The 25,739-nt window shown below is 67.3% G+C and carries 23 protein-coding genes; 5 read left to right on the plus strand and 18 right to left on the minus strand.

The features are described 5' to 3' along the window. Positions 1 to 58 precede the first annotated feature (58 nt). The 4 genes from ACQR1E_RS31650 to ACQR1E_RS31665 form a co-directional block, all read right to left on the minus strand. Entirely contained in the window at positions 59 to 265 is a 207-nt protein-coding gene (locus ACQR1E_RS31650) for a hypothetical protein (RefSeq protein ID WP_172111383.1), read from the minus strand. A gap of 91 nt (positions 266 to 356) precedes the next feature. Next, positions 357 to 1,178: a hypothetical protein gene (locus tag ACQR1E_RS31655; RefSeq protein WP_315716220.1), complete on the minus strand. Its 822-nt coding sequence runs from the start codon at positions 1,176 to 1,178 to the stop codon at positions 357 to 359. Positions 1,179 to 1,182: 4 nt separating this feature from the next. Beyond that, entirely contained in the window at positions 1,183 to 2,547 is a 1,365-nt protein-coding gene (locus tag ACQR1E_RS31660) for a hypothetical protein (RefSeq protein ID WP_409998693.1), read from the minus strand. A 140-nt stretch (positions 2,548 to 2,687) separates the two neighbouring features. After that, positions 2,688 to 3,755 carry a phospholipase gene (locus ACQR1E_RS31665; RefSeq protein WP_434897993.1) on the minus strand — a complete coding sequence of 356 codons (1,068 nt, stop codon included), beginning with the start codon at positions 3,753 to 3,755 and terminating at the stop codon, positions 2,688 to 2,690. Positions 3,756 to 4,098: 343 nt separating this feature from the next. On the opposite strand from ACQR1E_RS31665, the gene ACQR1E_RS31670 reads away from it, so the two are divergent. Further along, positions 4,099 to 6,030, plus strand: a complete 1,932-nt coding sequence (locus ACQR1E_RS31670; protein WP_434897994.1) for a calcium-binding protein — start codon at positions 4,099 to 4,101, stop codon at positions 6,028 to 6,030. Positions 6,031 to 6,049: 19 nt separating this feature from the next. Here the strand turns inward: ACQR1E_RS31670 and ACQR1E_RS31675 are convergent, their stop codons facing one another. The 6 genes from ACQR1E_RS31675 to ACQR1E_RS31700 all read right to left on the minus strand — a co-directional run bounded on the left by ACQR1E_RS31675 (position 6,050) and on the right by ACQR1E_RS31700 (position 12,040). Continuing rightward, positions 6,050 to 7,021, minus strand: a complete 972-nt coding sequence (locus ACQR1E_RS31675; RefSeq protein WP_315716217.1) for a S1C family serine protease — start codon at positions 7,019 to 7,021, stop codon at positions 6,050 to 6,052. Between the two features lie 157 nt (positions 7,022 to 7,178). After that, positions 7,179 to 7,484 (minus strand): hypothetical protein, encoded by a 306-nt coding sequence (locus tag ACQR1E_RS31680; protein ID WP_315754336.1) that lies wholly within the window; start codon positions 7,482 to 7,484, stop codon positions 7,179 to 7,181. Continuing rightward, entirely contained in the window at positions 7,468 to 8,571 is a 1,104-nt protein-coding gene (locus ACQR1E_RS31685) for a hypothetical protein (protein WP_434863086.1), read from the minus strand. The genes ACQR1E_RS31680 and ACQR1E_RS31685 overlap by 17 nt, the downstream gene beginning before the upstream one ends. Next, positions 8,568 to 9,011: a DUF4383 domain-containing protein gene (locus tag ACQR1E_RS31690; RefSeq protein WP_315716214.1), complete on the minus strand. Its 444-nt coding sequence runs from the start codon at positions 9,009 to 9,011 to the stop codon at positions 8,568 to 8,570. Before ACQR1E_RS31690 ends, ACQR1E_RS31685 begins: the two co-directional genes overlap by 4 nt. Next, a complete protein-coding gene (locus ACQR1E_RS31695) occupies positions 9,008 to 10,453 on the minus strand; it encodes an FAD-binding oxidoreductase (RefSeq protein ID WP_315754340.1) in 1,446 nt (481 codons plus the stop codon). The genes ACQR1E_RS31690 and ACQR1E_RS31695 overlap by 4 nt, the downstream gene beginning before the upstream one ends. 69 nt (positions 10,454 to 10,522) lie before the next feature. Beyond that, positions 10,523 to 12,040 carry an AMP-binding protein gene (locus ACQR1E_RS31700; protein WP_434897995.1) on the minus strand — a complete coding sequence of 506 codons (1,518 nt, stop codon included), beginning with the start codon at positions 12,038 to 12,040 and terminating at the stop codon, positions 10,523 to 10,525. Positions 12,041 to 12,390: 350 nt separating this feature from the next. On the opposite strand from ACQR1E_RS31700, the gene ACQR1E_RS31705 reads away from it, so the two are divergent. Beyond that, the gene (locus ACQR1E_RS31705) at positions 12,391 to 12,795 is read left to right on the plus strand and encodes a four-helix bundle copper-binding protein (protein ID WP_316166730.1); all 405 of its coding nucleotides are present in this window, start codon (positions 12,391 to 12,393) and stop codon (positions 12,793 to 12,795) included. A gap of 136 nt (positions 12,796 to 12,931) precedes the next feature. On the opposite strand, the gene ACQR1E_RS31710 is transcribed toward ACQR1E_RS31705, so the two are convergent. Together ACQR1E_RS31710 and ACQR1E_RS31715 are read right to left on the minus strand one after the other, a co-directional pair. Next, positions 12,932 to 13,102 carry a Flp family type IVb pilin gene (locus tag ACQR1E_RS31710; RefSeq protein ID WP_284418181.1) on the minus strand — a complete coding sequence of 57 codons (171 nt, stop codon included), beginning with the start codon at positions 13,100 to 13,102 and terminating at the stop codon, positions 12,932 to 12,934. 160 nt (positions 13,103 to 13,262) lie between these two features. Continuing rightward, on the minus strand, positions 13,263 to 14,807 hold the full coding sequence (locus ACQR1E_RS31715) for a winged helix-turn-helix domain-containing protein (protein WP_434897999.1): 1,545 nt from the start codon (positions 14,805 to 14,807) through the stop codon (positions 13,263 to 13,265). Positions 14,808 to 14,953: 146 nt separating this feature from the next. On the opposite strand from ACQR1E_RS31715, the gene ACQR1E_RS31720 reads away from it, so the two are divergent. Further along, on the plus strand, positions 14,954 to 16,003 hold the full coding sequence (locus ACQR1E_RS31720) for an alpha/beta fold hydrolase (protein ID WP_434897996.1): 1,050 nt from the start codon (positions 14,954 to 14,956) through the stop codon (positions 16,001 to 16,003). Between the two features lie 11 nt (positions 16,004 to 16,014). Here ACQR1E_RS31720 and ACQR1E_RS31725 read toward each other — a convergent pair whose 3' ends face one another. Then, positions 16,015 to 16,587 carry a GNAT family N-acetyltransferase gene (locus ACQR1E_RS31725; protein WP_434897997.1) on the minus strand — a complete coding sequence of 191 codons (573 nt, stop codon included), beginning with the start codon at positions 16,585 to 16,587 and terminating at the stop codon, positions 16,015 to 16,017. 324 nt (positions 16,588 to 16,911) lie between these two features. Between ACQR1E_RS31725 and ACQR1E_RS31730 the strand changes: the two genes are divergently transcribed. Continuing rightward, positions 16,912 to 18,423 (plus strand): hypothetical protein, encoded by a 1,512-nt coding sequence (locus ACQR1E_RS31730; RefSeq protein ID WP_434897998.1) that lies wholly within the window; start codon positions 16,912 to 16,914, stop codon positions 18,421 to 18,423. After that, on the plus strand, positions 18,420 to 19,916 hold the full coding sequence (locus ACQR1E_RS31735; protein ID WP_315716207.1) for a hypothetical protein: 1,497 nt from the start codon (positions 18,420 to 18,422) through the stop codon (positions 19,914 to 19,916). Before ACQR1E_RS31730 ends, ACQR1E_RS31735 begins: the two co-directional genes overlap by 4 nt. Positions 19,917 to 19,922: 6 nt before the next feature. Here ACQR1E_RS31735 and ACQR1E_RS31740 read toward each other — a convergent pair whose 3' ends face one another. The 5 genes from ACQR1E_RS31740 to ACQR1E_RS31760 all read right to left on the minus strand — a co-directional run bounded on the left by ACQR1E_RS31740 (position 19,923) and on the right by ACQR1E_RS31760 (position 25,173). Then, positions 19,923 to 21,182, minus strand: a complete 1,260-nt coding sequence (locus ACQR1E_RS31740; protein ID WP_316176291.1) for an Hsp70 family protein — start codon at positions 21,180 to 21,182, stop codon at positions 19,923 to 19,925. Positions 21,183 to 21,351: 169 nt separating this feature from the next. Continuing rightward, a complete protein-coding gene (prfH, locus tag ACQR1E_RS31745; protein ID WP_315716205.1) occupies positions 21,352 to 21,975 on the minus strand; it encodes a peptide chain release factor H in 624 nt (207 codons plus the stop codon). Then, positions 21,972 to 23,111 (minus strand): RNA ligase RtcB family protein, encoded by a 1,140-nt coding sequence (locus tag ACQR1E_RS31750; RefSeq protein ID WP_315716203.1) that lies wholly within the window; start codon positions 23,109 to 23,111, stop codon positions 21,972 to 21,974. The genes prfH and ACQR1E_RS31750 overlap by 4 nt, the downstream gene beginning before the upstream one ends. Before the next feature lie 448 nt (positions 23,112 to 23,559). Next, positions 23,560 to 24,012: a hypothetical protein gene (locus ACQR1E_RS31755; RefSeq protein ID WP_315716202.1), complete on the minus strand. Its 453-nt coding sequence runs from the start codon at positions 24,010 to 24,012 to the stop codon at positions 23,560 to 23,562. 177 nt (positions 24,013 to 24,189) lie between these two features. Beyond that, entirely contained in the window at positions 24,190 to 25,173 is a 984-nt protein-coding gene (locus tag ACQR1E_RS31760) for a phosphotransferase enzyme family protein (protein ID WP_315716453.1), read from the minus strand. Between the last annotated feature and the right edge of the window lie 566 nt (positions 25,174 to 25,739).

A 25,739-nucleotide genomic window follows, 5' to 3' on the forward strand; every position in this document is an offset into this window, starting at 1 on the left:
AAAGCAAAGGCGCCTCGACCAACGGCCGAGGCGCCCTGAAACAGCAGCGTCGTGCGCGTTACTTCGACGAGATGCGAACCCAGTCGTCATGCGCGCGGGTCTTGAGTGAATTCCAGCTGTCCGCCGCGACGTCCCAGTTCACGATCGTCCGGCGCGTCTGCGCGGTCGGCCCGTTGGCGACCTCGGAGGTCTGCATCGAATCATGGATGTAGACGCCGAACCCCAGAATGAGAGCCCCCAGGATCATTCCCACGAATGTCCGCATGTCATGTTCTCCAGTGTGACGGCCAATAACGCCGCGGTCGAAACTTGGTTCCACGCCCGCCGCGGTCCCGGTCCACCGCGATCAGAACATCCTAACTGCGCGATTTTTCAGGCCGCGATTCCGGCAGCGAGGTGACGAGATTGAGTGTTTTCATCTCGTCGGGCTTGAACGTGAACAGCTGGTCATGCGGCGTCTCCATCGCATGCACCCAGACCTTCAGATCGATGCCCATCTCGGCGAGATGGCGCTGGCATCGCGCCGAGATGTTCTGCGCAAGGCTCATGTCGTCGCCGGACCTCACGGCGGTCCCGGACGTGGGGACTGCGGCGATCTGATGCACGCCGATGATCGCCCGCTCGCCGGCCCGGCGCTCGAGACCGCCGGCGAACACCAGCGGGCACGACGACGCGCAATATTTTCCCGCCTCCACTTCGGTTGCGAATTTCCGCGCGCGGATCAGTCGCCCCATCGCCAACGCGTCGGCGACGGAGCCGCCGGGCGAGTTCAGCACGATCGTCCTGATATATTCGCCATGACGTTCGACTGCGTCCGCAAAGCTGCGCGCGCTGCCGGGTGTAATCGTGCCGGTCGCGAACAGCCGGCCGCCGCCGCGCAGCTCGAACTGAATCGGCTGCTGCAAGGCACGATCGCCCTGCGGCAGCGGCATCAGCCGCTTCATCAGGGGCGCCAGCACGGATGGTGATTCCTCCGGCAGGTCCGGCGCGTCGCGCCGAATGTCGAGCTGAGGCGGGGCCGCATCCGATGGCACTTGCGGAGCATTCAACTCGAGCAGGTCCGCCGCGAGAACTGCGACGGTGACGACGAGAATGCTGCGGAAGACCCAACGCAGAATGCTCTCATCGGGATTGTCCGCGAGCCAGGCATGGACGCGTCGGTTCAGCGCCGAAGCCACGGGACTACTTTCCGATTCGAGCCGATGACAGCGACGTCACGTTCTCATCCGCCGCGGCCGGCGCCGGCTCAACGGCCGGTGCAGAAGGCTCCTCCGTGGGCGTTTCGGCTGGCCGTCGCTCGGCCGCCCGCCTGGCGTCCTCCACCTCGCGCGCAATCTGCAATGCGGTGACGAGATCGGCGGCGGTCAGGCTGGAGGCGCTCACGGCGGGCAGGCCCTCGCGGCGGATGGCGGCATGGACGACGCAGAGGATCAGCACCAGCACCGCCGGCATCAGGTCGATCGAGATTGCGCCGGCCCAGCTCGGGATGAAGTCGCCGGCGTAGCGCAGCACGGCTTCAGCGGGCGACAGCGTCTGGAACCGGGTCGGCTCGATGCGCGGCAGCGCCAGGATCTTGTCGGCGGCGTCGGCGAGCGAGGCGGCCTGCGTGGCGATCGCGCTCTCCACCTTGCCGACGACGGCGGTCTGGCGCTCGGCCAGGTCGCCGCTGCGTCCGCCTGCGGCAGGCGCGATGAATCCGGCCGAAAGCGACGTCGCGGCGCGCCTCACCGCAGGTGCCACCGAGGTCTGCTGCAGATTGGCGATCACGCCCATCAGGTTCAACGACTCCGTGGCGAAGGCATCGCTACGCGTTGCGATCGGCCCGCGGTCGGAGATCAGCTCGCGCATCTTGGCGAGGCTCTTGCCGCCCTGCTCGTAGAGAGCAGAGACGCGCTTGCCGGACTCCTGGACCTGTTGTCCCAGTCCGTCGAGCTGCGTCGACATCTGCGCGAGGAGCTGGACCACGGTGCCCGATCCGGAGGTGCCGGTCAGCGAGCCCGCGCGTTCGGCGTCCGCCAGCTTGGCGAAGCGGGAGGAGGCGAGCTGGATATCGGGCAGCAGGCTTTGCGCAGCGATGGCCTGGCTGTTGGCCCTGTCGAGGTCGCGCGTGTAGTTCTGCACGGTGATGGCGAGATGCTGCTGGATCGCGGCGGCGCCGGCCAGCGCCGAGGCATTCAGCCAGGACGACATCGCGACGATCATCAGCGACCCCAGCAGCATGCAGCCGGCCATCATCAAGCGCCCGATCGCGCTGGTGACGTGCGGCATGAACTGCATCATGAACACCCAGAAGGCGTAGATGCCGACCGAGACCGCGACCGAGTAGATGACCGCCGCAAAGAACACCGTGGTCGGACTGCCGTTGAGCAGCTCGCGGACGCCAAGATAGGTGTAGACGCCGGCGGCCAGCGCCAGGATCGCGGTCGTGAGCTTCAGCGTGACCTCGAGACGGTTGACGCCATTGGCGAGCACGACGGAGGTGGAGGAGCGGGCGGACGAGACTTGCGCGACGGACGCGGCAGGCGAGGGCATCAGCGGCGAGGGCATGAGCAGACCTTCGGCGGCGTCATGGCCGCCCGTGTGCAGCGCCCCCGCTGTATGACCGAGCAGAACCAATGCGGACAAAATCCGCCGACATTGTGTCGGCGGCATTGCCGATCAGCCATGTCGTAGCAAGGGAATCAAGCTCAGCGCATCAGCCAGCGCAGCAGCTCGACATTCGCCTCGCGCGGATAGCAGTGGCTGAGATCGTCGATCTCGCGATAGGCGACGTTGGCGCCGGCCTTGGCCAGGGCGTCCGCCGTATGCCGCGCGATCTCGACCGGAAACATCCAGTCGAGCCGGCCGTGCACGATCTGGATCGGCAGGCCGCGCAGACGGTCCCGGTCGGCGATCTCGGCCATCAGCGGATGGAACGTCGCGGCCACCGGCGCAAGATGCGTGAACGGCGAGCCTGCGGCCAGTCCGCTGACGTAGCAGAACGTGCCGCCGTCGCTCATCCCGGTCAGGAGCATGCGGGCGGGATCGATCGCGACGCGACTGCGGACGAGGTCGAGAATGCGCAGGAGGTTCGGCGTATCGGCGTCGTCGCCCATCAGCGCCCAGGTCGGTCCTGCCGCGGTGGGGGCAACCAGGATCGCGCCGAAGCTGCGCGCGGCGCGCAGCCAGCTCCAGAGAAAGTCGCGGCCGTTGCCGCTGCCGCCATGCAGCGCCATGACCAGCGGCCAGTCTCGGTCCGCCGTGTAGTATTCCGGCACATACAGCGAAAAGCCGCCGCGATTGCCGATCTCGTTATGGTCGTGAAACACAGTGTCCTTGCCTGCAGAGGACGCGGCCAGCAGCTGGCGCAGCCCGTCGTCACCGTCGACGGCGGGATCGAGGAAGAATTCGCTCAGCGGCGGCAGCGTCGCGGCCAATGGAAACAGCGCCTCGAGTGCGCGGGGCAATTGACGGAGGGCCCTGAACACGTCGACCAGGTCGCCCTCGCCGCGCTGAACGGCGCGCAGGCCGGCAAACGACATCAGCGCTGCGTCCGCTGCGGTGTCGAAGGCGATACGGATATGGGCGAAGTCCGCCGGCCACGACGTGAGATGAATCCGCGCCGTGTGCAGCACCTGCTCGGGATCGCCGACGTCAGCCATCACGCGATCGAAATCCGGCGGGTTCAGGTAGCGTGCAACGTGGGACAGGGCTTCGAGCGTCTGCAGCAGTGGCGGCAACACGATGAGAATGTCATCCACCACGGCATCCGTCATGCAGGTCTCCTTGATACGCGATACGCGGGGCTGGCCGTCTCGTCTGCTTGCCGGTCATGCAACGCAAAATCGGGCGTCCGGGCAATGACCATTTTCCGAACGCGTGTTCGCTCCGCGAAGCCGCAATCTCGCGATGCGGCTCCTGCAAGTCAACACGGTGCGGACGCTGCCGTCGCGCGCGGCAGGTGAGTCGCGCGCGAATACACGCGCAGACGATAGTTGATTGACAAAATTCGGGCGCGATGTCGCACTTGGTGAGAGCCGGCGGCGCGGCGGAGGGTTCCTCGTGGATCACCGCCCTGGGTCAAAACTGCCGATCGGTTGCCGAGGGGGGATTCGCATCATGACCAAATCGCCGTCGGCCGCGTTGATCAACGCGGTGCTCGCCATGGACGTCTACAACAGAGGCGTCAACCCGACGCTCGTGGTCAATTTCAACCGTATCGGGAGCTATGAGCTGGTGGCGGCGAGCGTGACCTCGACCGCCGACAATTTCGAGGCCGCGACCTATCAGCTCGCGGGCGATCCATCGACACGGATCATTTCGTTTCGCGGCACCGACAGTCTCGCCGACGTGCCATCGTGGCTTGGCGGTGCCGGTCTGGCCGGCTGGCCGACGCAGTTCCCGGATGCGGAGTCCTACTACAAGACATGGGCGACATCGAACGTCTCGCTGACCGGACATTCGCTCGGCGGCGGACTTGCCGGCTACATCGCGGCGCTCAACGACAAGGTGGCCTATGCGTATGACGCGATGCCGTTCGAATTCGCGGCTGAGGTCCGCTACGACCAGTTGCACGGCTTCTGGGGCGCGCTGACGTCGCACCCGGTCGACCGCTATTCCGACATTCACATGGTCTCCCTGTCCGGCGAGATCCTGCAATATGTGCGGGCTGCGGCGCCGGTGCTGGAAGCGCCGCTGGCGCTGCTGCAGCTCGGACCGGTCGCCGGCGCGCTTGCCATCGCCCATGCTGCGATCGGCATCTCGTCAGAGCAGAAGACCGTGCTCGGCGCGGGCACGGATCTCGGTCAGGATCCGGTCAGCCTGCACTCGATCGCGCTGCTGACGATGATGCAGTGGGCGAGCGACAACGGTGCCCAGGATTGGAAGAAGGCGGCCGCTGTGCTGCTGGCGCCGCTGCAGGATGACGCGATTGCTTCGGCCGTCGGCATTCCCGCGGCCGGTGTGGGCGGCGAAGGCGCGCCGTCCGACAAGATGAAGGACATGATCGCCTATTCGACGGTGACCGACGCCAGTGGTTACGGCAACAGCGCCGTGCAGGCCCTGTTCAACGGCGGTGGCGTGCTCGGCAACAGCGTCAGCGCCGACACTGCGGCGACCTACCTGAAGAACGGCGGGGTCGAGAAGGCGCTGGCCGAGATCGTGGTGGAATATTCGGCACTGCTGGCGCAGAACCACGACGAGGTCGCGGCGACGCCAGGCGTGATCGGCCATGAGCACGGCATCCTTTATCAGGACACGGCCAACAACCTGCTGGTCGCGGATCTGTCGTCCGACCTGTGGTCGCGCGCCGACACCGGATCGGCTGTCGACGTCCTGGGCAAGCTCGCGCTGATCGATGCTGTCGCGAGTTTCGACAGTGAGGACGCTGGCCTGATCGACCTGGCGATCGGCGTGCTCTGGGGCGGCAAGACCGACAATCTCGACTGGCTCAGCGCAGCCTTGAGCGACGCGGCGACCACGGTCGCGGTCGATCCGGTGCCGGGCGCGATCATTGCTGCGTCCGACGGTGCGCTGCTGATCGCGGGCGGCGGCAACGACACGCTGTTCGGCACCGCCAATGACGACCTGCTGATCGGCGGCGGCGGCAGCGACGTGCTCAAGGGCGGGGCCGGCGACAACATCCTGGTCGGCGGCGTCGGCGCCACCTACGTCTATGCGCAAGGCGACGGCAACGACGTCATCATCAACGGCGTAGCGTCGCTGTCGAAGCCGACCGGCACGCTCGATTTCGGAACGACCTACACGGCCGACAATTTCTGGTTCGTCAAATCGGGCAACGATCTGGAGATCGACATTCTCGGCACCCATCAGCAGGTCACCGTCGCCGACTGGTTCCTTGGCGGCTCCTATCAGCTGCAGGAGATCAAGGCCGGCGGTCTCGAGATCGATACCCAGGTTTCGCAACTCGTGCAGGCCATGGCGACCTACGTCCAGGCGCATCCGGGTTTCGATCCCACGGTGGCATCACAGTTGCCGACGGATGCGCAACTGCACGACCAGATCGCTGCGGCCTGGCACGTCAACGCGTGAACGCAGGCCCGCGGCCGCCTCAGTGCAGCCGCGGCGCCTTGAGCAGCTTGGCGCGGTCGGTCGAGGCGATGGTGACGTCGAAGGTGACGCCCTCATGGTGCACCGTCAGCGGCACGTCGACGCCGGCTGCGCCGAGCGCCCAGAGCTTGCGATAGAACTCGCTCTGGCTCGTCACCTTGTCGCCGTTGATGCCGAGGATCACGTCGCCCGCCTTGAGCTCGGCGCGGGCCGCCGGGCCGTTGTCGGAGACGCCGATCACGACGACGCGATCGTCGACCTCCGTCGCGTACATGCCGAGCCAGGGGCGTGCCGGCTTGTTGACACGGCCGAAGCGCCTGAGATCATCGATGATCGGCTTCAACAGGTCGATCGGCACGATCATGTTGACGTGCTCGTCCTTGCTGTCGCGCTCGCGCTCCAACTGCAGCGACCCGATGCCGATCAGTTCGCCCTTGGCCGAGAGCAGGCCGGTGCCGCCCCAATTCGGATGGGCGGGGTGGGTGAAGATCGCCTCGTCCAGCAGATATTCCCAATAGCCGGCGAATTCCTGCTTGGCGATGATCTGGCTCGCGACCGATCGCGTGCGTCCGCCGGCGCCGCCGAGCACGACATGATCGCCGACCTTGGTTGCCGCCGACGAGCCGAGCGGCAGCGCCGGCAGGTCGAGCGATCCGAGCGCCTGCACCAGGCCGAAGCCGGTCGTGAAGTCGAACCCGAGCACATGGCCCTCGACCACGCGTCCGTCATTGGGGTGCAGCCAGACGGATTCGGCCTCGGTGATCAGGTAGCCGATGGTCAGCACCAGCCCGTCGTCGATGACGACGGCATTGCCGGCACGTTCGGTCCCCAGCGTTTCCGCGCTGAAGGCGTCGGACGGAATGATGGCATGCAGGCCCACGATCGAGGACAGGGCTTGATCGAGATCATATTGATAGTCTTCGGCGCGAGGCTGGAAGGCGGACGGCACTTTCCATTCGGTCAAAGAAGGCATTTCGTTCTCCTGCTCTGTCGATACCCCCGGGTGCATCGACCAAGCTTCTGCTTCGTGTCGCGTGACGGCCACAGCGTGAACGCGAGCTTAACATCTTTGGGCGGCTGCGCCAGTTCCGCCGGCTCCGCATCGGCGTCGGGAGGAACTGGCTTCCCAACTACCCGCGGCCGCAGCCCCTGCCGATCACGGGCCAGACCAGCCACGCTCCGGCAGCATACAGGCTGCCGACAGTCGTGGCTCCGGTTTTGGCCGCGATGTGGAAACGTCCGGCATCGAGCAAGGCTCCGTCGGAGGCGACGATCGCCGAGATCATACGGTCGGACGGGCCGAACACGACCACAGCATCCGGCTTGATCACCAGGGCCATGGCAGCCATGCCCGCAAACCAGACGAGGGCAACGGCCAGCACGCCCTTCAAGGGAAGGGCGCGGGACGGGGGATGCCGGTCAATAGTCGTAGGCATGCTCGAACGTATATCCCGCGGCTTCGAAACGGCCGATGTCCTGAACCAAAGACCGGACCGGTACGTCGACGCCGATGCGACGGGCACCGGGGCGCGACTGGATCGGGACACTGAATATAGGCAGCCCATCGAAAGCTGCCAGCCGTCCGTCGCCCGGAGGGACCACGATCGTGACCAGGATACGATGATTGCCTGCGATTTCGCCGAACGCGGCGCCGTCATGACGGCCGAGCTCCTTGGCGAAGGAATCGAACTTGGCGTAGCGCTCGGTCTCCACCAGCACGCCCTTCACGCCTTTGGAGTCCGTGACCTCGCGGATCACCTTCACGCCCGGAATGACTGCAAGCTCGGCGGCAGGCAGGCCGGTGACGACGCTCTGGATGGTCAGCACGGCCGGATCGTAGCCCGCCACATAGCCGATGACGGCCGCATAGGCGGCGCGCCCGGCATATTGCAGGCTGAGCGAGACGCGCCGCTCCACGGCGCGGAACGATGGCACGAAGGGCGTCTCGCGCCAGAACTGATCGAGCTTGGCGACGAAGGGATACCGATACCAGGGTGTCTGATACAGGAACGCAGCGTAGTCCTTCAGCAGGGCAAGGTTGAAGGCGTCCTCCGCGGTCTTGACGCCGTCCGTGGTCTCCCAGCTGATCGCCCCGATGCTCTTCTCGTAAGCGCCCTGGAGCGCCATCTCGGCGGTGAAGCTGAAGCCGATGATGTAGTTCGTCAGCTTCTGCTCCGAGGTAGCGGGACCGGAGCCTGCGGCCTGGCGCGTGGCCCGGCACAGGCTGCGCCAGAAGCCGGAGACGCTCGATAGATAGTGGAAGTCGGACTCCGAGGCCTGCCCGGTCACCGCAGCGAGGTCGGCATAGGCGTGGACGATGTACCATTCAGGAAAGGTCAGGAAGCTGTCACCCTGTGATCGCGCATATGCGGGATCGGTGATGCCGAAGTAGGAGGTCACCATCGGGGTCGGGACGTCGGCCACGCAGACCGTCTCGACGCTGATCACGGTGGCGGCAACGCCGATCGCCGCGGCTGCCAAAACGACGCCGAGAAGATACAGCGCTTTACGGCGCAGGCTCATGCGAGGGCAGCCTGTCTACGCCACGGCGACCAGCCGACCGCGATGCCGATCGCGCCGAGTGCGAGATGCGGCAGGCTGGAGAGGACCTTCACCAGCCACGAGGTGTCGCGGATGCCGTCGATGACGATCGAGAGGTCGAGATAGCCCGAGCCGGTGAACACGCCCATCACGCCGTCGAGGAAATACAGCGAGCCGAACACGCGCAGGAAGAACACCGCGCTGCGGCGGGTCAGCATCGCCGCCAGCGCCCACAGGCCGGAGGCGACATGCAGCGCATCCTTGTAGATGTCGAGCTGGAACAGGCCGAACACGCGGCCCTGCGCATCGATAAAGGTCGGGATGTAGTCGGTCGCGGCGGCGAACAGGAGCGCCATGGCGAGCGCCAGCGCGGCGATGCGATAGCGGTCCAATGCGAAGCCATCTGCTGCTGATGTATTCATGCGAAATAGGCGTCCCACATCGCGTTGCGGAACAGGAGGTTCGGATCATACTGCCGCTTGGCGGCGACGAAACGCGCGGCCGCCGGATAGGCCTTCTCGACCTGGTCGCGGCGCGCGTGCAGACGATAGGGCAGATAGAACGCGCCGCCAATCGCCGTGATGCGGTCGATCAGCGCTTCCGTCGTCCGCAGCATGTCGATCTCGCCTTCGGGCGAGGTCGCCTGCGAGAACGACATGACGGCCGCGATCCGGCGCACCGGTGCGATCGTGAGCGCGGGTGTCTTGTCCTCGGCGACGTAGCGCAGGGTGACGTTGAGGAATTCGGCGCGCGCCTTGGGAATGATCTCGCGGCAGGCGGTGAGGAACTCGCCGAACCGCTCCGGCGCGACGAAATATTCGTGCAGGATGTCGGTGCGGTGCATGTCCTTCTGCGCCAGATTGGCGACCGGCTCGGCCATCAGCGAGTTGCGGGTGTAGCGGCTGTCGGAGATGGCGGGGCCGAGCCGGGTCTCCATGAACCAGCGCAGGCCCTTGGCGACCTCCCATCCGGTCTGGGCGCGATAGATCGTGTTGGCGACGCCGGTGAGCTTGCCGGAGCTGACTGCCGCGGGCAGGGTCGCCGGAGCATCGGGGGCGGGGCGGAAGGTGACGAGCAGGGCGTCGTCGAAGAACGCCTTGCGGGACACCGACATCCGGCCATAGGCCATCTTCACATTGGCGTCGCCGTCGATGTTGCGTGTGAACTGCTCGGCGAATTTCTCCGGCGCCATGCGCTCGAAGCGCGGCTCGAGCAGCAGGTTCGGCACCATCTCGACCTCGAGATCGACGACGATGCCGAACAGGCCGTAGCCACCCATCGCGAGCCCGAACAGCTCGGCATTCTCGTTGCGCGAGCACTGCACCAAGGTGCCGTCGGCGAGCAGCATGCGGATCGATTTCACCGTGGAGCCGAACGGGCCATACGGCACCGGCCAGCCATGGGCATTGACGCAGAACGTGCTGCCGACGCCGAAATCGCTGTTGGACTGCATCACGGCCGGCGAGAAGCCTTTGGGATCGAGCGCGGCGATCACGTCCCACCAGCGGTTGCCGGCCGCGGTGCGATAGGTCTTCGCCGCCGTGTCGAGCTCGATCGCGCCGCCGTCGAGCGTGATCGCCGTGCCGTCGCGCGGCAGGCTCTGGCCGCCCATCGAATGCCGGGCCACGGCCGCGGTCACCGGGCGTTTCGCCGCGGCCGCCTCCTTGAGCTCGGCGCGCAGCCGCGCGATCAGGTCGTCGGTCGTGGGCTTGCTGATCACCACATGCCTGGCGACCGGCGTCGGGTTGAGCCGGCTGGCGTCGTTGAGGATGGTGCGCAGCTCGGCCCGCGCCCGGGGCATCCGCGCCAAGGGCAGCGCCGCGGCCGTACCCGCGGCGCGCAGAAACCGTCGTCTCGACATCATGGCGCGGACTCTCCTTCCCTTCACGGAGTCTACGCCAGCATCGTAAACGTTCGAAAAATTTCCGTGCCGTCAGTCTGCCGCCGGGCGCGCCCGCGTGGGCACGAGACGGAAGTCGCGGCCATCCTTCACCCACTCCGCGCGCTCGTCGCGCAGCAAGGTGCGGCGGACCTTGCCGGAATCGTCGCGCAGCATGACGTCGACCAGCTCGTAGCTTTCGGGGTGCTTGTAGCGGCTGAGCCGGTCGGCAAGGAACGCGCTCATGCCGTCGACGATTCCCTGCGCATTCCTGGAGCGGTCGATCTCCACGATCGCATGCACGCGCTGGCCAAGCTCTGGATCGGGCAGGCCGACCACGACGCAGGAGCGGATGTCGGGATGCGCCATCAGCGCCGCCTCGACCTCGGCCGGATAGATGTTGGCGCCGCCGCGCAGGATCATGTCGGCGAGGCGATCGCCGAGATAGAGATAGCCGTCGGCATCGAGCCGGCCGATGTCACCGAGCGACTCCCAGCCGTCGGCGCGGCGCTTCGGCTCGGCGCCGAGATAGTGATAGGTGCTGCCGGGACCATCCGCAGGCAGGAAGTAGATCTCGCCACTCTCGCCCTGCGGCACGTCGTTACCTTGGGGATCGAGGATGCGCAATTTGCAGGACTCGTCGATCTTTCCGACCGAGCCCTTGTGCTGCAGCCATTCGGTGCCGGAGATGATGGTGCGGCCCTGGCGCTCGGTGCCGCCATAGAGCTCGTAGACGCGCTCGGGCCCGAGCCACTCGATCCATCTTTCCTTGAGCCATGGCGGCATCGGCGCGGCCATGTGGAACACCATCTTCAGGCTCGACAGATCGTAGCTGTTGCGCACCGCCTCCGGCAGCGCCCAGATCCGGTGCATCATCGTCGGCACGAAGTTGACCCACTGAATGTGCTGCGCCTGGATCAGCCGCAGCGTCTCTTCGGCGTCGAACTTCACCATCCCGGTCAGGCTGCCGCCGGCGAACAGCGCGTAATGCGACACGATGAAGGGCGCGTTGTGATAGAGTGGGCCGGGATTGAGCAGCGATGCGCCCTTCGGAATGCCAAGCGGCGGCTCGGCGGCGGTGTCGGTCACCGCAGGCTGGTGATCGAGGATCACCTTCGGCCGTCCGGTCGAGCCGCCCGAGGTCATTGCTTTCCAATAGCGCGACACCGGCGCGGCGAGCGGCGCGTCGGAAAAGCCCTCGGGCGTGAAATCGGCCGGCAGCGCGTTCGGCGCGTTCCAGTCGGCCTCGCCGCCGACCACCAGTGACGGCTTGAGGATATCGAGCACCGCGGCGGCCTCGCCGCGCGGCAGTCGCCACGACAGCGACGTCGGCGTCGCGCCGCATTTCCACACCGCGAAGCTGGTCTCGAACAGCGCATTGCCGTTGGGCAGGCCGATCGCGACGAAGTCGCCGGGCTTGACGCCCTTGGCCGCGAAGGCGCGCGCACGCGCATTGGCGCGGCGCTCGAGCTGCTCCCAGGTCAGGACATCGGTGCCATGCCGGAGCGCGACGCTGTCCCCGGGTTTGCGCTCCGCATACCAGCGCGGCACGTCGGCCATCGGAATCAGCATCCATTCCTCCGCATCGTCGGCTGCCTCGCACGGGCGCCCATTCTTGGTCTGCGGCTTCGGCCGCCGACGTCAGTGACGAGAGGTGTTGTGCCTCAACCGAACCGGGTCGTCCATACGCGCGCGCCGCCAGGTTTCGGATGGCAGTTCTGCGAAATGGCGCTGATGAGCCCGAGGTAGGACTGAAAGGCTGGAAGCCGTGACGCCAGGCGGACTGATAATTCCGTCACGCGGATCGTAAGACGATCGGGGTCGCGCCACGGGAACAGGTCAGGCACCGAACGGCGCGGCGATAAGAACCTTTGCAGCCGATCTTCATTGTCGCTCGCGGGGGCCAACGGACAGGAGCTCCCATGCACGCTCAACAGATGATCGAAACCCACCCGCACGTCCGCGGTCGAGTTGACGACGCACTCGTCCGCTGCATCGAGGAGTGCTACTCCTGCGCTCAGATCTGCACCTCCTGCGCCGATGCGTGTCTCGGAGAGAATAGCGTCGCCAGGCTGACGCAGTGCATCCGGCTCAATCTCGATTGCGCCGACGTCTGCAACGTCACCGGCCGTCTTGCCACGCGGCGCACGGGCTCCGACCAGGAGATGATCAGCCGCATGCTCGAGGCCTGCGCGGCGGCGTGCCGGCTATGTGCCGAGGAGTGCGATAAGCACGCCAAGATGCATGCCCATTGCCGGATCTGCGCCGAGTCCTGCCGGCGCTGCATGAACGCGTGCGAGGAGGCTGGACGCAGCACGACCCATTGATAGGTCGGTTGCGGCGCCGCTCCATCGAAGAATGGAGCTCATCAAGAGACAAAGGCCGGGCGCGAGGCCCGGCCAGTCCGACCATGGCGACCGGATTGCTCCGGTCCTGAGAACGCCATCGCAGACAATCGATCGATCAGCCGCCGTTCAGCTTCGTGGTCAGGGTCGTGAAGATGCCTTCCAGGGTGAGTCCGAGCTTGTTGAGTATGGTGATGATCGCAAGCGCGATGCCGGCCGCAATCAGGCCGTACTCGATCGCGGTTGCGCCCGATTCATCCTCGTAAAATTTGAGAAGCAATTTCTTCATCAATTCCCTCCGCCGCCCGGCGACATGACCGCCGAACGATGCCCGCGAAACTACGGAATGGAACCTAAGGTAGTATGAACGAGGTCTAGCCAAGTTTCGCAACTTTGCCGTTTATGTCGAAAATCTCAGTTGCAACACGGTCCACTGCACGCGAACGGGATCATGGCGGCACACCGGCTGCGCGCAGTGCCTCCGCGTAGGTTGTGGCGAGCGTCCCGGCCGGAAACGGGATCCGTTCGAGGAACTCGGACACGGTGAGATGCGGTTCGAGGCTCAGAAGCTGACGCGCGACCTCGCCGGCGCGCGACATCTCTCCGGTCCTGACCAGGGCCACGATCAGGACGCGGAGCGCGACGGCGAAACGCCGGTTCTGCGCCAGCGCGATCTCCGCCCATTGAACGGCGCCAGCGAGATCGTCCTCGGCCACCGCACAGATCGCCAGCGCTCCGGCTGCGAACCAGCCCCGCGGATCGCGCGGGTTCAGCCGCCGCGCCCGTTCGATCATCGCGCGTCCCGCAGCCGTGTGTCCGGCCATGATCTCGATCCAGCCGCTCAAGGTCAGCGCCATCGCCGAGTTCGGGTTGATGGCAAGCGAGCGGCGGAATAGCTCCCGTGCTGGGGCGATGTCCTCGGCCATGTTCCAGATCGCGAAGGCCGCCATCCACAGCACCTGCGCGTCACCGGGCGCATGCTCGCACGCCTGCCACGCCCGCGCCACGGCGGCCGTGCGATAGGTCTCGTCCGGCGCGCTCCAGCCCTGGAAGTGGCGCAGCGCCTGGCAATAGGCCCAAGCCGCCATCGCGGGCGCGCAGGCGGGATCGATCGCCAGCGCCTGGTCCAGACACGCGGTCGCCGCCGCGAGGCTGTCGGACGTGAAGGCGTCGCGCAGGCTGGCGGCGCGCAGCAGCAGATCGTAGGCGTCCGGAAGCGGCGGCGTGGCGCGGCGGCGCTCGCCTTCCGCCAGCTCGAGCGTCGGCTCGATCGCCGCCACGATGCTCTCGGTGATGCGGTCCTGCAGCGCGAACACATCGTCCAGCTGGCCGTCGAAGCGCTCCGCCCACAGATGCGCGCCGGACGCCGCATCGATCAGCTGCCCGTTGATGCGCAGGCGGGACCCAGCGCGGCGCACGCTGCCTTCGAGAACGTAGCCGACGCCGAGCTCGCGTCCGACCGTGCGGATATCGACGGCCTTGCCCTTGTAGATGAAGGAGGAGTTGCGGGCGATCACAGCGAGGCCGCTGCAACGGGATAGCGCGGTGATGATGTCCTCGGCCATCCCATCGGCGAAATAGTCCTGCTCGGGATCGCCGCTCATGTTGGTGAAGGGCAGCACGGCGATGGCGGGGCCGTCGAAGGCGGGTGCGGCTGATACGGCCGGCGTCTGCACCGCGTCGGCCTGCTCACGGACCGCCCCGACGAAGCGGACGCCCTTGCGCGGAATGGTGCGGATCAGCCGCTGCGCCTCGCCGCTGTCGCCGATCGCGCTCCGCGCCGCGCTGATGCGGCTCGCCAGCGTCGCCTCGGAGACGATGCGGCCGCCCCACACCTCGGCGAGGATGTCGTCGCGGCTGACGACGCGCTCGCGCGTCCTGATCAGGAACGCGAGCAGGTCGAACACCTGCGGCTCCATCGCGACCAGGTCGTCGCCGCGGCGCAGCTCGCGGCGGCCGGGATCGAGCACGAAATCGTCGAAGCAATATACCACAGGCACCGTCCTGGCCGCCGGTTTCACCTTCGCGTCACGCGATCCGCAAAATCAAGCCGGCCTCAAGGAAAAATCAATGCCTCCTCCAAGCGCCGCGCGGGCGCAAGGCGCACAACGACCGCACCTCGGAACCAGGAGCCTCCGCCATGCCGACCATCCTTCACGCCAGCCGCCGCCGTTTCCTCACCCTTGCCGGAACCGCCGTTGCGGCCTTTCAACTCGGCTCCAGCGCCGGGCAGGCGCAGAGCTTCAAGTCGGCGTCGAAGCTGCCGGCGATCCGGCCGGGGGCGGGGACGTCGCTCGGACCGATCAAGCAGGTCAAGGCCGGCGAGATCAGCATCGGCTATGCCGAGACAGGTCCGGCCGACGGCCCCGTCGTCATCCTGCTGCACGGCTGGCCGTACGACATTCACAGCTTCGCCGACGTCGCGCCGGCGCTGGCCGCGTCCGGCCATCGCGTCATCATTCCGCATCTGCGCGGCTACGGCACGACGCGGCTGCTGTCGCCGACCGTGTTGCGCAGCGGTCAGCCGGTCGCCGTCGCCGCCGACATCGTCGCGCTGATGGACGCGCTCGCGATCAGGACCGCGACCCTCGCCGGCTATGACTGGGGCGCGCGCACCGCCAACATCATCGCGGCGCTGTGGCCGGAGCGGTGCAAGGCGATGGTCTCGGTCAGCGGCTATTTGATCGGCAGCCAGCAGGCCGGCCGCATGCCGCTGCCGCCGGCCGCCGAGCTGCAATGGTGGTACCAGTTCTACTTCGCGACCGAGCGCGGTCGCGAGGGCTACGACAAGAACCGGCGCGACTTCGCCAGGCTGATCTGGCAGACGGCCTCGCCGAAATGGGCGTTCGACGACGCCACGTTCGCGCGCAGCGCCGCCGCCTTCGACAATCCCGATCACGTCGACATCGTCGTGCACAACTATCGCTGGCGGCTCGGCCTCGCGCAGGGCGAGGCGAAATACGATGCGCTGGAGGCGAGGCTCGCGACCTTTCCCGACATCACCGTGCCCACCATCACGATGGAGGGCGATGCCAACGGCGCGCCGCATCCAGCGCCCGAGGCCTACGCCAGAAAGTTCACCGGCCGCTACGAGCACCGGCTGATCACTGGCGGCATCGGCCACAACCTGCCGCAGGAAGCGCCGCAGGCGTTTGCGCAGGCGGTGCTCGACGTGACGACGAGCGCGTAGCGCCGACGATCTCAGGCGGGAGCGCGTTGCTTTTCTCGGCGTTGCAGCCACGTCTCCCGCCGCACGATCCATTGCTCGGAGCGGGTCTCGCCATTGTGGTGCGCGACCTCGATGAAGCCGACGAACTCGGCGCCCGTCTTCTGCTTGACCCGCCGTGATGCGATGTTGCTCGCGACGTTGCAGACGGTGAACTGATCGAGCCCGAGCGGACCGAAGGCGAAGTCGTTCACGGCGGCGATCGCCTCGCTCATCAGCCCTCGATTCCAATAGGGCTCAGCGAGCCAGAAGCCGCGATGGCCCTTCATCGACTCCATGCGCGGCCGGAAGTGAATATTGCCGATGGCCTCGCCGTCACCGTCGCGCAGCGCCAGCACCCATTGATACAGCTCCTCGCCGGCCGCGATCCCGTCGAGCTGCAGCCTGACGAAGGTCTCGGCGCCGTCGGGAGGATAGGGCCACGGAACGACGGCTGCGAGGTTGCGGACAACGTTCCAGTTGTTGAACTGACGCTGGATCGCCGGCGCATCGGCGAGGGCCAGCGGCCGCAGGATCAGACGGGCGGTATGCAACGTGGGCGTGAGCATGACGCCATGCTGTCGTTTACCAAGCTCGTTTGCAAGCCGGGGTTGCTGCGCCGTCTAACTTGCATGTCATTGATAATTCGCATCGCGCTCCGCCATTAAGGTTGCCAGGAACTTTCACGCCCGGACTGGAGCCGAATACTTCCACAACGCTGCATTGCAGTGCATGACTTGAGCACACGCAGCCTGCACGAATGCAGCGCGCGTACAACCGTCGCAGGAAACTGCGCCGGCTCGGGCTCAGGGTTGCGCCCGAACGTCAACCATTCGTCTGCCGCGAGATCATCACGCAGATCTTGGGCGGGCGCGATTCGGGGTGTCGTGGATATGAAGCGCAAAACGGCGGATCGTCAGTTACGTCGTCTGCAGGCAGAGCAGAGCTTCGATCCGCGCACATGGCGCGATCGGCAGCTCGGCCGGGCCGCGCCGTTCTACGGCTCGGAGCTGTTCCAGCTCGGCTGCCCGCCGCTGGCGTCGTTCATCGCCGCGTTCCTCGGCTGTCTGATGACCCTGCATCTGAGTGCAACCGGGCTGTCGCCGCTGATTGCCTCGGCCGCGGCGGCTTTGCTGCTGTGCGCCTCGCTGATCCTGACACGGACCGCGGATCTGGTACCGAGCACGTTCTTCTCATCGGCCTATGGCGGCAGCTTCGTCGGCATGACTCCCGTGGCGCTGTTGAACGCAAGCGTCATTCGCGCCGGTCTGCCGCTCGACGCCGCCTTCGTTCTGCTCTCGCTGTTCTGTGGACTGGTGTTCTGTCTGGGCTGTGCGCTCGACATGTGGCTGCGCGGGGGGCTCGCGCGCGGCTATGGCGGACGACTGGGCGCGCTGGCGGCGGTCGCTTCGTTCCTGTTCGTCGGTCTCGCGCCGCTGCTCGGCGCCGAGGGCGAGCTGTTTCCGATCGCGCGCCGCGGCGCGCTGGAGCTGGGGCTCGGTGGCACCGCGCTCACCTTCGCGTTGTGCACGGTCGGCATGCTGGCGACGATGGCCGCCTTGCGCTGGGCGCCCGTGGCTGGGTCGCGCCGCGCGGTACGCATCTTCGTTGCGGCGACGGTGGCCTTTGCCGGCCTCGTGGTGCTGCAGCTTCTGCCCAGCAAGGCCCCTGATCTCGACGCCTATTCCGCCGGTTGCTTCGTCGGTATGTCGTCGTTGCGGCGGCTCCGCAGCCTGCCGCAGGCGATGGCCGCGGTGGTGCTGCTGACGTGCCTGCTGATCCTCACCGGTCCCATCCTGCCGAGCGTCGGCGGCAGCCTCGGATACATCGCCTTCGTCTCGGTCATTTTCGTGGATGCTGCGGTTCGTCTGTTCGTCGAGGCAGGGGAATCGCCGTGGCAGACCGTCCTCGCCTGGACGCGGGGACTCGTCGCCACACTCGCTATCTTCGCGGTGCTGCTCACCAGCGAGCTGATGTTTCAGCCGCCGGTGGCGGAGCCCAACGGTCCGTTGGTGAACGCGGACAAAGCCGCTGCGCCGGCGCGGACCACGATGACCTCACACGACGAGGATCGGCGCGACGGCACGGCGCCCGGCGAGCCGGCCTTCGCCGCTGACACAGCGCCCGATCTGCCGCTTCAGATCCTGAATCCGGAGGGCGCCAATCCGCTCGCCCCGCGGCCCTCGAGTGAGCCGGTCCAGCAGTCCGCGTCGCCCGCGTCCGCAGAGCCGTCCCGGCGGATCGGTCGCGATGGTCGGCCAGCGGGCGTGCTGGCTGCGCGGCTGAGGCGCCAACAGGCACGGGTGGTGCCGCACGCGACGGCGCGACCGCGCATCGTGGCCCGCCATGAGGTGCAGCCCGCGCCGGAGTGGCGGCCGGACCCATCGACATTGGCGGGGCCGTGACAGCGGACCGCGATGACGCGCTCGACCGGCCGTCCGAGCCCGGCTCTCACCGCTGGCCGCGCCGGTCGCTGAATGTCGTGCCGCTGGCCTCGTTCGCCGGCGCTTTTCTCGGTTGTCTGGCGACGCTGCACCTGTGCACGTCGGGCCTGTCCCCGGCGCTCGCGTCGGTCACCGCCACCCTGCTGCTCTGCGCTGGCCTGATCACGGCAAGAACCAGAGATCTGCTGCCGACGACCTTCTCCTCCTCGGTCTATGGCGGCAGCTTCAGCGGGATGACGCCGATCGTTGCGTTGAGCGAGAGCGTGGCGCGGTCGGGGCTTCCGGTCGACAGATCCTTCCTGCTGCTGTCGCTGTTTTGCGGCCTCGTGTTCTGCAGCGTCTGCGCGATCGAAATGCGGCTGCGCGTCGTGCTGTTGCGCGGCTATGGCGGCCGCTTCGGCGCGCTCGCGGCGATCGGCTCGTTTCTGTTCCTCAGCCTCGCGCCGCTGCTCGGCGCCGACGGCGCACCGGTGCGCGTCGCCAGCCTTCAGGGCTTCGACAGGGGTCTCAATCATTCGGTGCTCATGCTGGCGCTGTGCGGCGTCGGAATGGTCGCAACGATGGCGGCGCTGAGGCTGCCGCGGGTTGCGGCCGCAGGGCGGCCGGCGCGCATCTTCGTCTCGGCAGCACTGGCCTGTGCCGGTCTCGTCATCCTGCAGCAGCTCGCGCCGGACGATGCCCGCCTGTCCGACGCGTATTTTGCCGGTTGTTTCGTCGGCATGTCGTCGCCGCAGCGTTTGCGGGGTGTGGTCCAGCCGCTGGTCGCCGCGGTGGCGCTGACCGCGTTGCTGGTCCAGGCGGCGGCGGTTCTGCCAAGCGTCGGCGGCAGCCTCGGCTTCGCAGCCTTCGTCGCGGTGGTCGGCGTCGATGCTGGCCGCCGGATCATCAGCCGCGCCGCGCTGCCGCCCGAGCGTCCTGCGCGGATCTCGCTCGGCAGAAGCCTCGCCGCCGCACTCGCGATTGCGGGCGTGCTGCTGCCGAATGACTTGTTCCAGTCGGGGCCGGTCGAGGAGACCACGGGATCGATCGTGCAGGCGGAGAGGCCGCCTCAACCTGAGCCCGCCGTTCCAGCCGAGCCTGTTGCGGCCGAGCCGGCCGTGGCGGCAGTCCCGATCGAATTGCCCGCCGATGCGTCGCCGGCCGCCGAGACGACATCCGACGTAGTCCGTCCGGTCGCGCGGCCGGCGCCAAGCGAGCCGCCGCGGCGGCGCCGCGCCAGCCGGCCCGCGGTCGTTGCTCCGCAATCGCGTCCGATCGATCCCGAACCCTGGCGCATCATCCGCGACGGACAGCAGGCGGGTGCAGGAACGGCGGCGACCGGCTCGCCGCCGGCTCGGGCGAAGCGCAGCCAAGCCCGCGTTCCCGGATCAGTACCGGCCCCGCCGCGCGCCGCGCCACGGCCGCGGACGCCCCGGGTGGAGGATCCGCAGCCCTCGGTGTCGGAACCGCGCTGAGCAGGCTCAGCCGAACTTGCGCCGCGCGTCGAGCGCGAGCCCGATGCCGACGCTGCCGAGCAGGTCGGTCTCGGCGATACGCGCCGCCGGAAACAGCGCCAGGATTGCCTGACGCAGCGCCGGCACCATGCTCGAGCCGCCGGTGAGGAAGATGGTGTTGATGGAAGCGGCCCCGACGCCGGCATCGTCGAGCAGCTTCGTCACCGTGCCGACGACGCGTTCGACGGAATCGCCGATGGCGCGGTCGAAATCCTTGCGCGTGAACTTGATGCGCGCCCAGTCGTCCTTCTCCGACAGCACCGAGGTCAGCGACTTCGCCGCGGTCAGCGCGATCTTGGCCTGCTCGACGCCGATCGCGAGCGTATGGCCGCGATGCTCCTCCACCACCTTGATGAAGCGGTCGACCAGATCGCGCCGCTCGGCCTCGTAGCGGATCTGGCGCAGCTCGCCGATCACGCCCTTCTTGTAGAGCTGGTTGATGCGGTGCCAGGTGGCGAGCTCGTGATAGTACAGCGTCGGCAGGTTGCGCTTGCCGTCGGCGGTCAGGCTGCCGTAGCCGAGATGCGGCATGACGCTTTTCAGGCTGAGCAGCCGGTCGAAATCGGTGCCGCCGATGTGGATGCCGCCATTGGCGAGGATGTCGTCCTCGCGCTGCGCCTTGCCGCGCCGCTCGGGCGAGACGCGCACGATCGAGAAGTCCGAGGTGCCGCCGCCGATGTCGACGATCAGCACCAGCTCCTCGCGGGCGACCTGCTGCTCGTAGTCGAGCGCGGCGGCGATCGGCTCGTATTGGAACGCGATGTGCTTGAAACCCTGGTCCCGCGCGATGCCCTCCAGCGCGCTCTGCGCCTCCGCGTCGGCCGCATCATCCTTGTCGACGAAGCGGACGGGACGGCCGAGCACGACTTGATTGATCTCCCTGCCGAGCCGCGTCTCGATCCGCGTCTTCAGATGCGCGAAGAAGAAGCCGAGGATACCTGCAAACGGCACCGCCTTCTGCCGAATATAGGTCTTCTCGTGGATCAGCGCGGTGCCGAGGATGCTCTTCAGCGCGCGCATGAAGCGGCCGTCGTGGCCGGTCAGATAGCGCTCGATCGCGCTGCGCCCGAACTGGGTGCCGTGATCCTCGAAATCGAAGAACATCGCACTCGGCAAGGTCCGCTGCTCGCCCTCCAGGGGGATGAGCTCTGCGGAGGCGGAATTGCTGAGGCCGACCGTGGTGTTCGAAGTGCCGAAGTCGATGCCACAATGGGCCGCTGCCGCCATGCTCGTCTCGTTTCCGTCCGGGGGGCGGTCCGCTTAGCCGTTCGGCGGCGCGATGTCATCCGCCAATGTGCGGAGCGGCGCGCATGGCAGTCGTCTGGCGGAGAGATGACTGTGCATCCTGCCTGTCGAAGGTGCAGCCGGGGGCGATGACGCCCCCGCTGTCCGGTGATCATCCCGCCGGCCTGAACGCAGGTCCCTCGAAGCGCAGCCCGGCTGCGCCACGTTCGACGCGGTCATGCGCCGCGTGGATGAGGCGCGCCTCGCCGGCGTCGGCTAGGCGCGCGCGGCCGTCCAGCAATGCGGCGAGACGCGCGAGCGCCAGCGCCTTGTTGCGATGCTGGGAGCGGCCGTCGCGCGCGACCGCGACCAGCCCCGTCGGCATGTGAACCGCGCGCACCGCGCTCTCGGTCTTGTTCTGGTGCTGGCCGCCGGGACCGCCGGCACGAAAGCTCTCGAACCGGACGTCGGTGGCCGCCAACGCCGCCATCCGCTCCGACGGGGGCAGATCGACGATGCCGACGAACCAGTTCTTGCGGCCGTGATGCGGCCGCAGCGGACTGCGGCACACCCAGAGCAGCGAGCCCTGCGTCCAGCGCCGCGCGAGGTCGGCCGCCGTCGGCCCGTCCAGCACGACGATCGCGCTGGCCGGCCCATGCCGGTCGGTCTGCTCTCGCGCGATCGCGCATTCGCAGTCCGCCGCCTCGGCCTCGTCGGCGAGCCGCTGCAGCGCATGCGCGACCGCGAGCCGGCATTCGGCCGGACCGCGCCCCGCCGTGAGGAGCAGCCGTCTCATCGCCGGTCCTCCCTGCGCGGCCGCTGGACGGCGATCTTCTTCACCGTCACCAGCGGGCGGAAGCTGGCGACGACGCGCGCCAGCCCGAATGCTTCGAGATCGGCGATCACGCCGACGATCGGCTTGTAGGCCTCCGGCGCTTCCTCGGCGAGCAGCGCGCGGTCCTCGCAGATCACGCGGCCGCCGAACGGATTGCGCGCGAGACGCTCGCGATCCGATCGCGTGGCGCCGACACGGCCGATCATCGAGCTCCGGTCGAACTTGCGACCGGCGCCATGCGCGATCGACCACAACGCCTCCTTTGGCGCTGACGCGAGCGGCGCGACCAGATAGGACAGCGCGCCGCGCGAGCCCGGCACGACGACGAGACCCTGGTCGGACGGCGCAGCCCCCTTTCGGTGCAACACGCCGTCTGCGCGATGCTCGATGCAATTGTGCGAGCACGCACAGACCGGATCGGCCTCACAGCGCAAGGCCGTCGCGGCCCGCTGCGCGATGACCTGCCGGTTCAGCGACGCCCAGCGCAGCGCGTGATCATGTGCTGCGAGATAGGCGTGGCCAGCCTCACTGTCCGGCGCGAGCGGCTTGAGATCCTCCGCAACGTGCCGTTCGAGCAGCGCATGGCCGAGGCCGCGCGAGCCCGAATGCACCAGCAGATGAGCGCGGTCGCGATCGATGCCGCAGGACGGATCGAACACCTCCTCGACCGCCTGCAGCTCACAGAAGTGATTGCCGCCGCCGATCGTGCCGAGCGACGCATCGAAGTCGGACGGCGCAAGCTGATGAGCTGCGAGCTCGCTCACGATGTCGCCGTCATAGGGTGTGGCGACGTCGCGCAGCCGGTCGGCCGCCTTGTCGACGCGAATCCGGCGCGAAGCGAGGTCGAGCTGATACAGCGCCATGCCGCAGCCCGCATCGGAGCCGACGAAGGCCGGGTGGATATGGTCGGCGAGGATGGCGCAGCCGACGGGACCGAACTTGCCGGGATGCAGGTCCGGCATGCCGGCGACAGCACGCACGCCACAGATGTCAGCCACCGTTTCGAGCTGGCGCGCAGCGGCGCCCTCGATCCAGGAGCTGGACGAGTAGAAGCCGTGGACCGGCGCACGGCCGTCCACGCGATGGGAATTGCCCATGTAAATACCTTGGAGAAAGATAGGGAGAACTGGTCAGGGACGATCAGCGCGCGCGGACGCACGCATGCCAGACCAAGCCTCGCCTCACGCGAGGATCAGTCCCGGCGGCTCCTGGCGGAGCAACGGATGATCGCAGTCATCGTCTCTCTCCTGTGCGGCGGAGCCGAATGCTCGACGCCGGAGCGCGTAGTAATCACATCCCGATCATATTGGCAATGTACGTCATTCAACCGATGTCCCGCTGTGACGTACAGGACACGGATGCCCCGTCGTTTTCGAGCAGCTCGCTTTCTCTCCGTCATTGCGAGGAGCGCAGCGACGAAGCAATCCAGGGCCCCGCGCACCACACTGGATTCTTCGCCGCGCTCGCACAGAATGGGGGGCATCGAAGATGGACGACGGCGCATCTGTCCGCAGCCGGCAGATCCAGGCACGTGCATCCTCGCGATCAGAACAGCGCGAGGAAATCGCCGAGGAAATAGATGATGGCCACCACGATCAGCGCGCCCATCAGCAGGAAGGAAAGCTGCACGGCGATCGCGCAGCCGCCCAGGGTCGTCGCCATCGCCGCGACGTGCCGCTCCTCGCGACGCAACTGACCCACGACGCCGAGAATGATCGCAAGCAACCCGAGCGAGACCGCGGCCACCGGCAATTGGCGGTGCAGGCGGTCGGTCCAGGACGTCTCGCGCGCCGGCGCCTGGTAGTCGACGCCCTTGATGCGCGCCATCAGGCGCTCCTTCACGCGATGTCCGACATCGACGATGACCTGGTCGATCGGCGGCGGCGGATCGATCACCGGCAGCCCCCAATGCGGCAGAACCGCCGCGACCAGAGCAACAAGCCCGATCACGCAACCGATGATGCCCAGCCGGCGTGACTGAACGATCGTGTCTGTCATGGCTCAAAATCTCCGATGCGGGCGTGCTGCGTCTGCTTCGGTCGCGGCGGAAGGATTGCGAAACGTTAATCTCGTCATCGTCACCGCGGAAAGGACCCAACCCCCGCAAGCCTGAACGCCTGGATCATGCGTCGGCCGCCGGAGCTCTCCGGTTCAATCCCTCCGATCCGCCCAAGGTCATAGCAAGCGCGTCGCAAGCTGCTGCGCCTCCCAGCCTTCGAGAAATTCCCGCTGTTGCGTGACCCAGCGGACATTCTCGCTACCCCATTCGCGCGAACGGCTGGCCTGCTCGCCCATCAGCCAGAAGTGCCTGACGATCACGAAGGCATGCGCGGCCTCGAAATCAGCGGCCGAGATCGGGCGGACCGAGCGGTAGCCGTCGACGAAGGCGTGCCACGCCGCATGAAAGCGCCGGCCGAACGACAGCTTGGCCCACAGGAACACGGCCATGTCATAGGCCAGATAGCCAGGACCGCCGTCGTCGAAGTCGAAGAACACGGCCTCGCCGCCGGCGCCGATGCGCGCATTGAAGCCGTGGCAGTCGCCGTGACAATGCGTCCATGTCAGACCCTCCATCGCCTCGATCCGTGCGGCGGTACGCTCCGCGATGTCCTGGAGAAAGCCGCCATCATCGGCGTCGATCAGACTGCAGAGCTGTTGAACGCGCGCGAGCGGCCGGTGCAGCAGGTGGTCGAGGTCCAGAAGATAGAGCGGCGCTTCGGGCCGAAAGGACATCGCCGCCGCGTGCACTCGGGCAAGCGTCACGCCGTTGGCGCGCGCGTCGCTCTGCGATGCGACCTCCGGGGTCCGTCCCTCGATGGCGTGAAACAGCACGCCTTCGCGGCGGCCTTCCGCCGCCTCGCCGCGTACGAACAGCGCGCCGTCGCGTGCCGGAACCGCCGCGGCCACCGGCACGCCGCAGCGCGCGAGATGTGCGAGGAAGTCGGTCTCGGTGCGGACATCGGCCGGGCCGCGGGCGCGGTGATGCGACAGACGGAAGACGTAGCGTGCGCCCGTGGCGGATGTAATCAGATAGACGTCGTTGAAGCCGCGGTTCATCAGGCGGCACGCGAGCGGCTCCGATAGCGCGTAGTGTGTTGCCACGAAGCGGCCCACGCTCTCGGCGCCGGTCGTGGTGTAGATCGGCTCGAAGTCGGGCACGTCGCGTGTTCCGGATTGTGGAGACGATGGCATCCTAAGCTGCTGCCGTCCGCGGTGAAAGGCGGGACGGGCACGAGCAATCCATCGCATTGGCGTAGGCAGGTTGTACCGGGCTGCCCGTCGGGCAAATCGATCGAGGTGGCGAGCGCAATCTGCCGCTGATGTCCAGCCCGCCTGCGAAAAGTATTCTTGTTTCGCTTTTCCGGAAATCATGCTTATCTCCCGCGCATCCCGCCTCATGCAGAGAGGGGCGTACGCGTCGTCACGATACGCGGGGGCGGGGAGTGGTGGCCGTCGCGAGGTCGGGCGCGTTCGCGCGCAAGACGGCTGATGTCGTGGCGGACGGTCAAGCCGTGTGGTCCTGGCGCCCCGAAGCTGGCGCCAAGCTTGCGATCACGTTCGTGCGTGGTTGCGAGCGACGGGGGCAAACAAGCCGGTCCCCGGGGAGAGCGCGGAGCAGCCGTGAAAACCATCGCGCAGGGAAGGCCGGGTGGCGGGCTCAAGCGGTGGTCGCAACACCAAGTGTTTTCATTCGTGACAGCAGCTCGTCAAGCGCTTCTGCTGGA

The organism is Bradyrhizobium sp. HKCCYLRH1030, from assembly GCF_051168395.1.
GTDB lineage: Bacteria > Pseudomonadota > Alphaproteobacteria > Rhizobiales > Xanthobacteraceae > Bradyrhizobium.

Coding starts and splice junctions, on each gene's coding strand:
- ACQR1E_RS31650 (WP_172111383.1), bottom strand. CDS start 265: ATGCGGACATTCGTGGGAATGATCCTGGGGGCTCTCATTCTGGGGTTC.
- ACQR1E_RS31660 (WP_409998693.1), bottom strand. CDS start 2,547: ATGCCCTCGCCGCTGATGCCCTCGCCTGCCGCGTCCGTCGCGCAAGTC.
- ACQR1E_RS31665 (WP_434897993.1), bottom strand. CDS start 3,755: ATGACGGATGCCGTGGTGGATGACATTCTCATCGTGTTGCCGCCACTG.
- ACQR1E_RS31670 (WP_434897994.1), top strand. CDS start 4,099: ATGACCAAATCGCCGTCGGCCGCGTTGATCAACGCGGTGCTCGCCATG.
- ACQR1E_RS31675 (WP_315716217.1), bottom strand. CDS start 7,021: ATGCCTTCTTTGACCGAATGGAAAGTGCCGTCCGCCTTCCAGCCTCGC.
- ACQR1E_RS31680 (WP_315754336.1), bottom strand. CDS start 7,484: ATGCCTACGACTATTGACCGGCATCCCCCGTCCCGCGCCCTTCCCTTG.
- ACQR1E_RS31685 (WP_434863086.1), bottom strand. CDS start 8,571: ATGAGCCTGCGCCGTAAAGCGCTGTATCTTCTCGGCGTCGTTTTGGCA.
- ACQR1E_RS31690 (WP_315716214.1), bottom strand. CDS start 9,011: ATGAATACATCAGCAGCAGATGGCTTCGCATTGGACCGCTATCGCATC.
- ACQR1E_RS31695 (WP_315754340.1), bottom strand. CDS start 10,453: ATGATGTCGAGACGACGGTTTCTGCGCGCCGCGGGTACGGCCGCGGCG.
- ACQR1E_RS31700 (WP_434897995.1), bottom strand. CDS start 12,040: ATGCTGATTCCGATGGCCGACGTGCCGCGCTGGTATGCGGAGCGCAAA.
- ACQR1E_RS31705 (WP_316166730.1), top strand. CDS start 12,391: ATGCACGCTCAACAGATGATCGAAACCCACCCGCACGTCCGCGGTCGA.
- ACQR1E_RS31710 (WP_284418181.1), bottom strand. CDS start 13,102: ATGAAGAAATTGCTTCTCAAATTTTACGAGGATGAATCGGGCGCAACC.
- ACQR1E_RS31720 (WP_434897996.1), top strand. CDS start 14,954: ATGCCGACCATCCTTCACGCCAGCCGCCGCCGTTTCCTCACCCTTGCC.
- ACQR1E_RS31725 (WP_434897997.1), bottom strand. CDS start 16,587: ATGCTCACGCCCACGTTGCATACCGCCCGTCTGATCCTGCGGCCGCTG.
- ACQR1E_RS31730 (WP_434897998.1), top strand. CDS start 16,912: ATGAAGCGCAAAACGGCGGATCGTCAGTTACGTCGTCTGCAGGCAGAG.
- ACQR1E_RS31740 (WP_316176291.1), bottom strand. CDS start 21,182: ATGGCGGCAGCGGCCCATTGTGGCATCGACTTCGGCACTTCGAACACC.
- prfH (WP_315716205.1), bottom strand. CDS start 21,975: ATGAGACGGCTGCTCCTCACGGCGGGGCGCGGTCCGGCCGAATGCCGG.
- ACQR1E_RS31750 (WP_315716203.1), bottom strand. CDS start 23,111: ATGGGCAATTCCCATCGCGTGGACGGCCGTGCGCCGGTCCACGGCTTC.
- ACQR1E_RS31755 (WP_315716202.1), bottom strand. CDS start 24,012: ATGACAGACACGATCGTTCAGTCACGCCGGCTGGGCATCATCGGTTGC.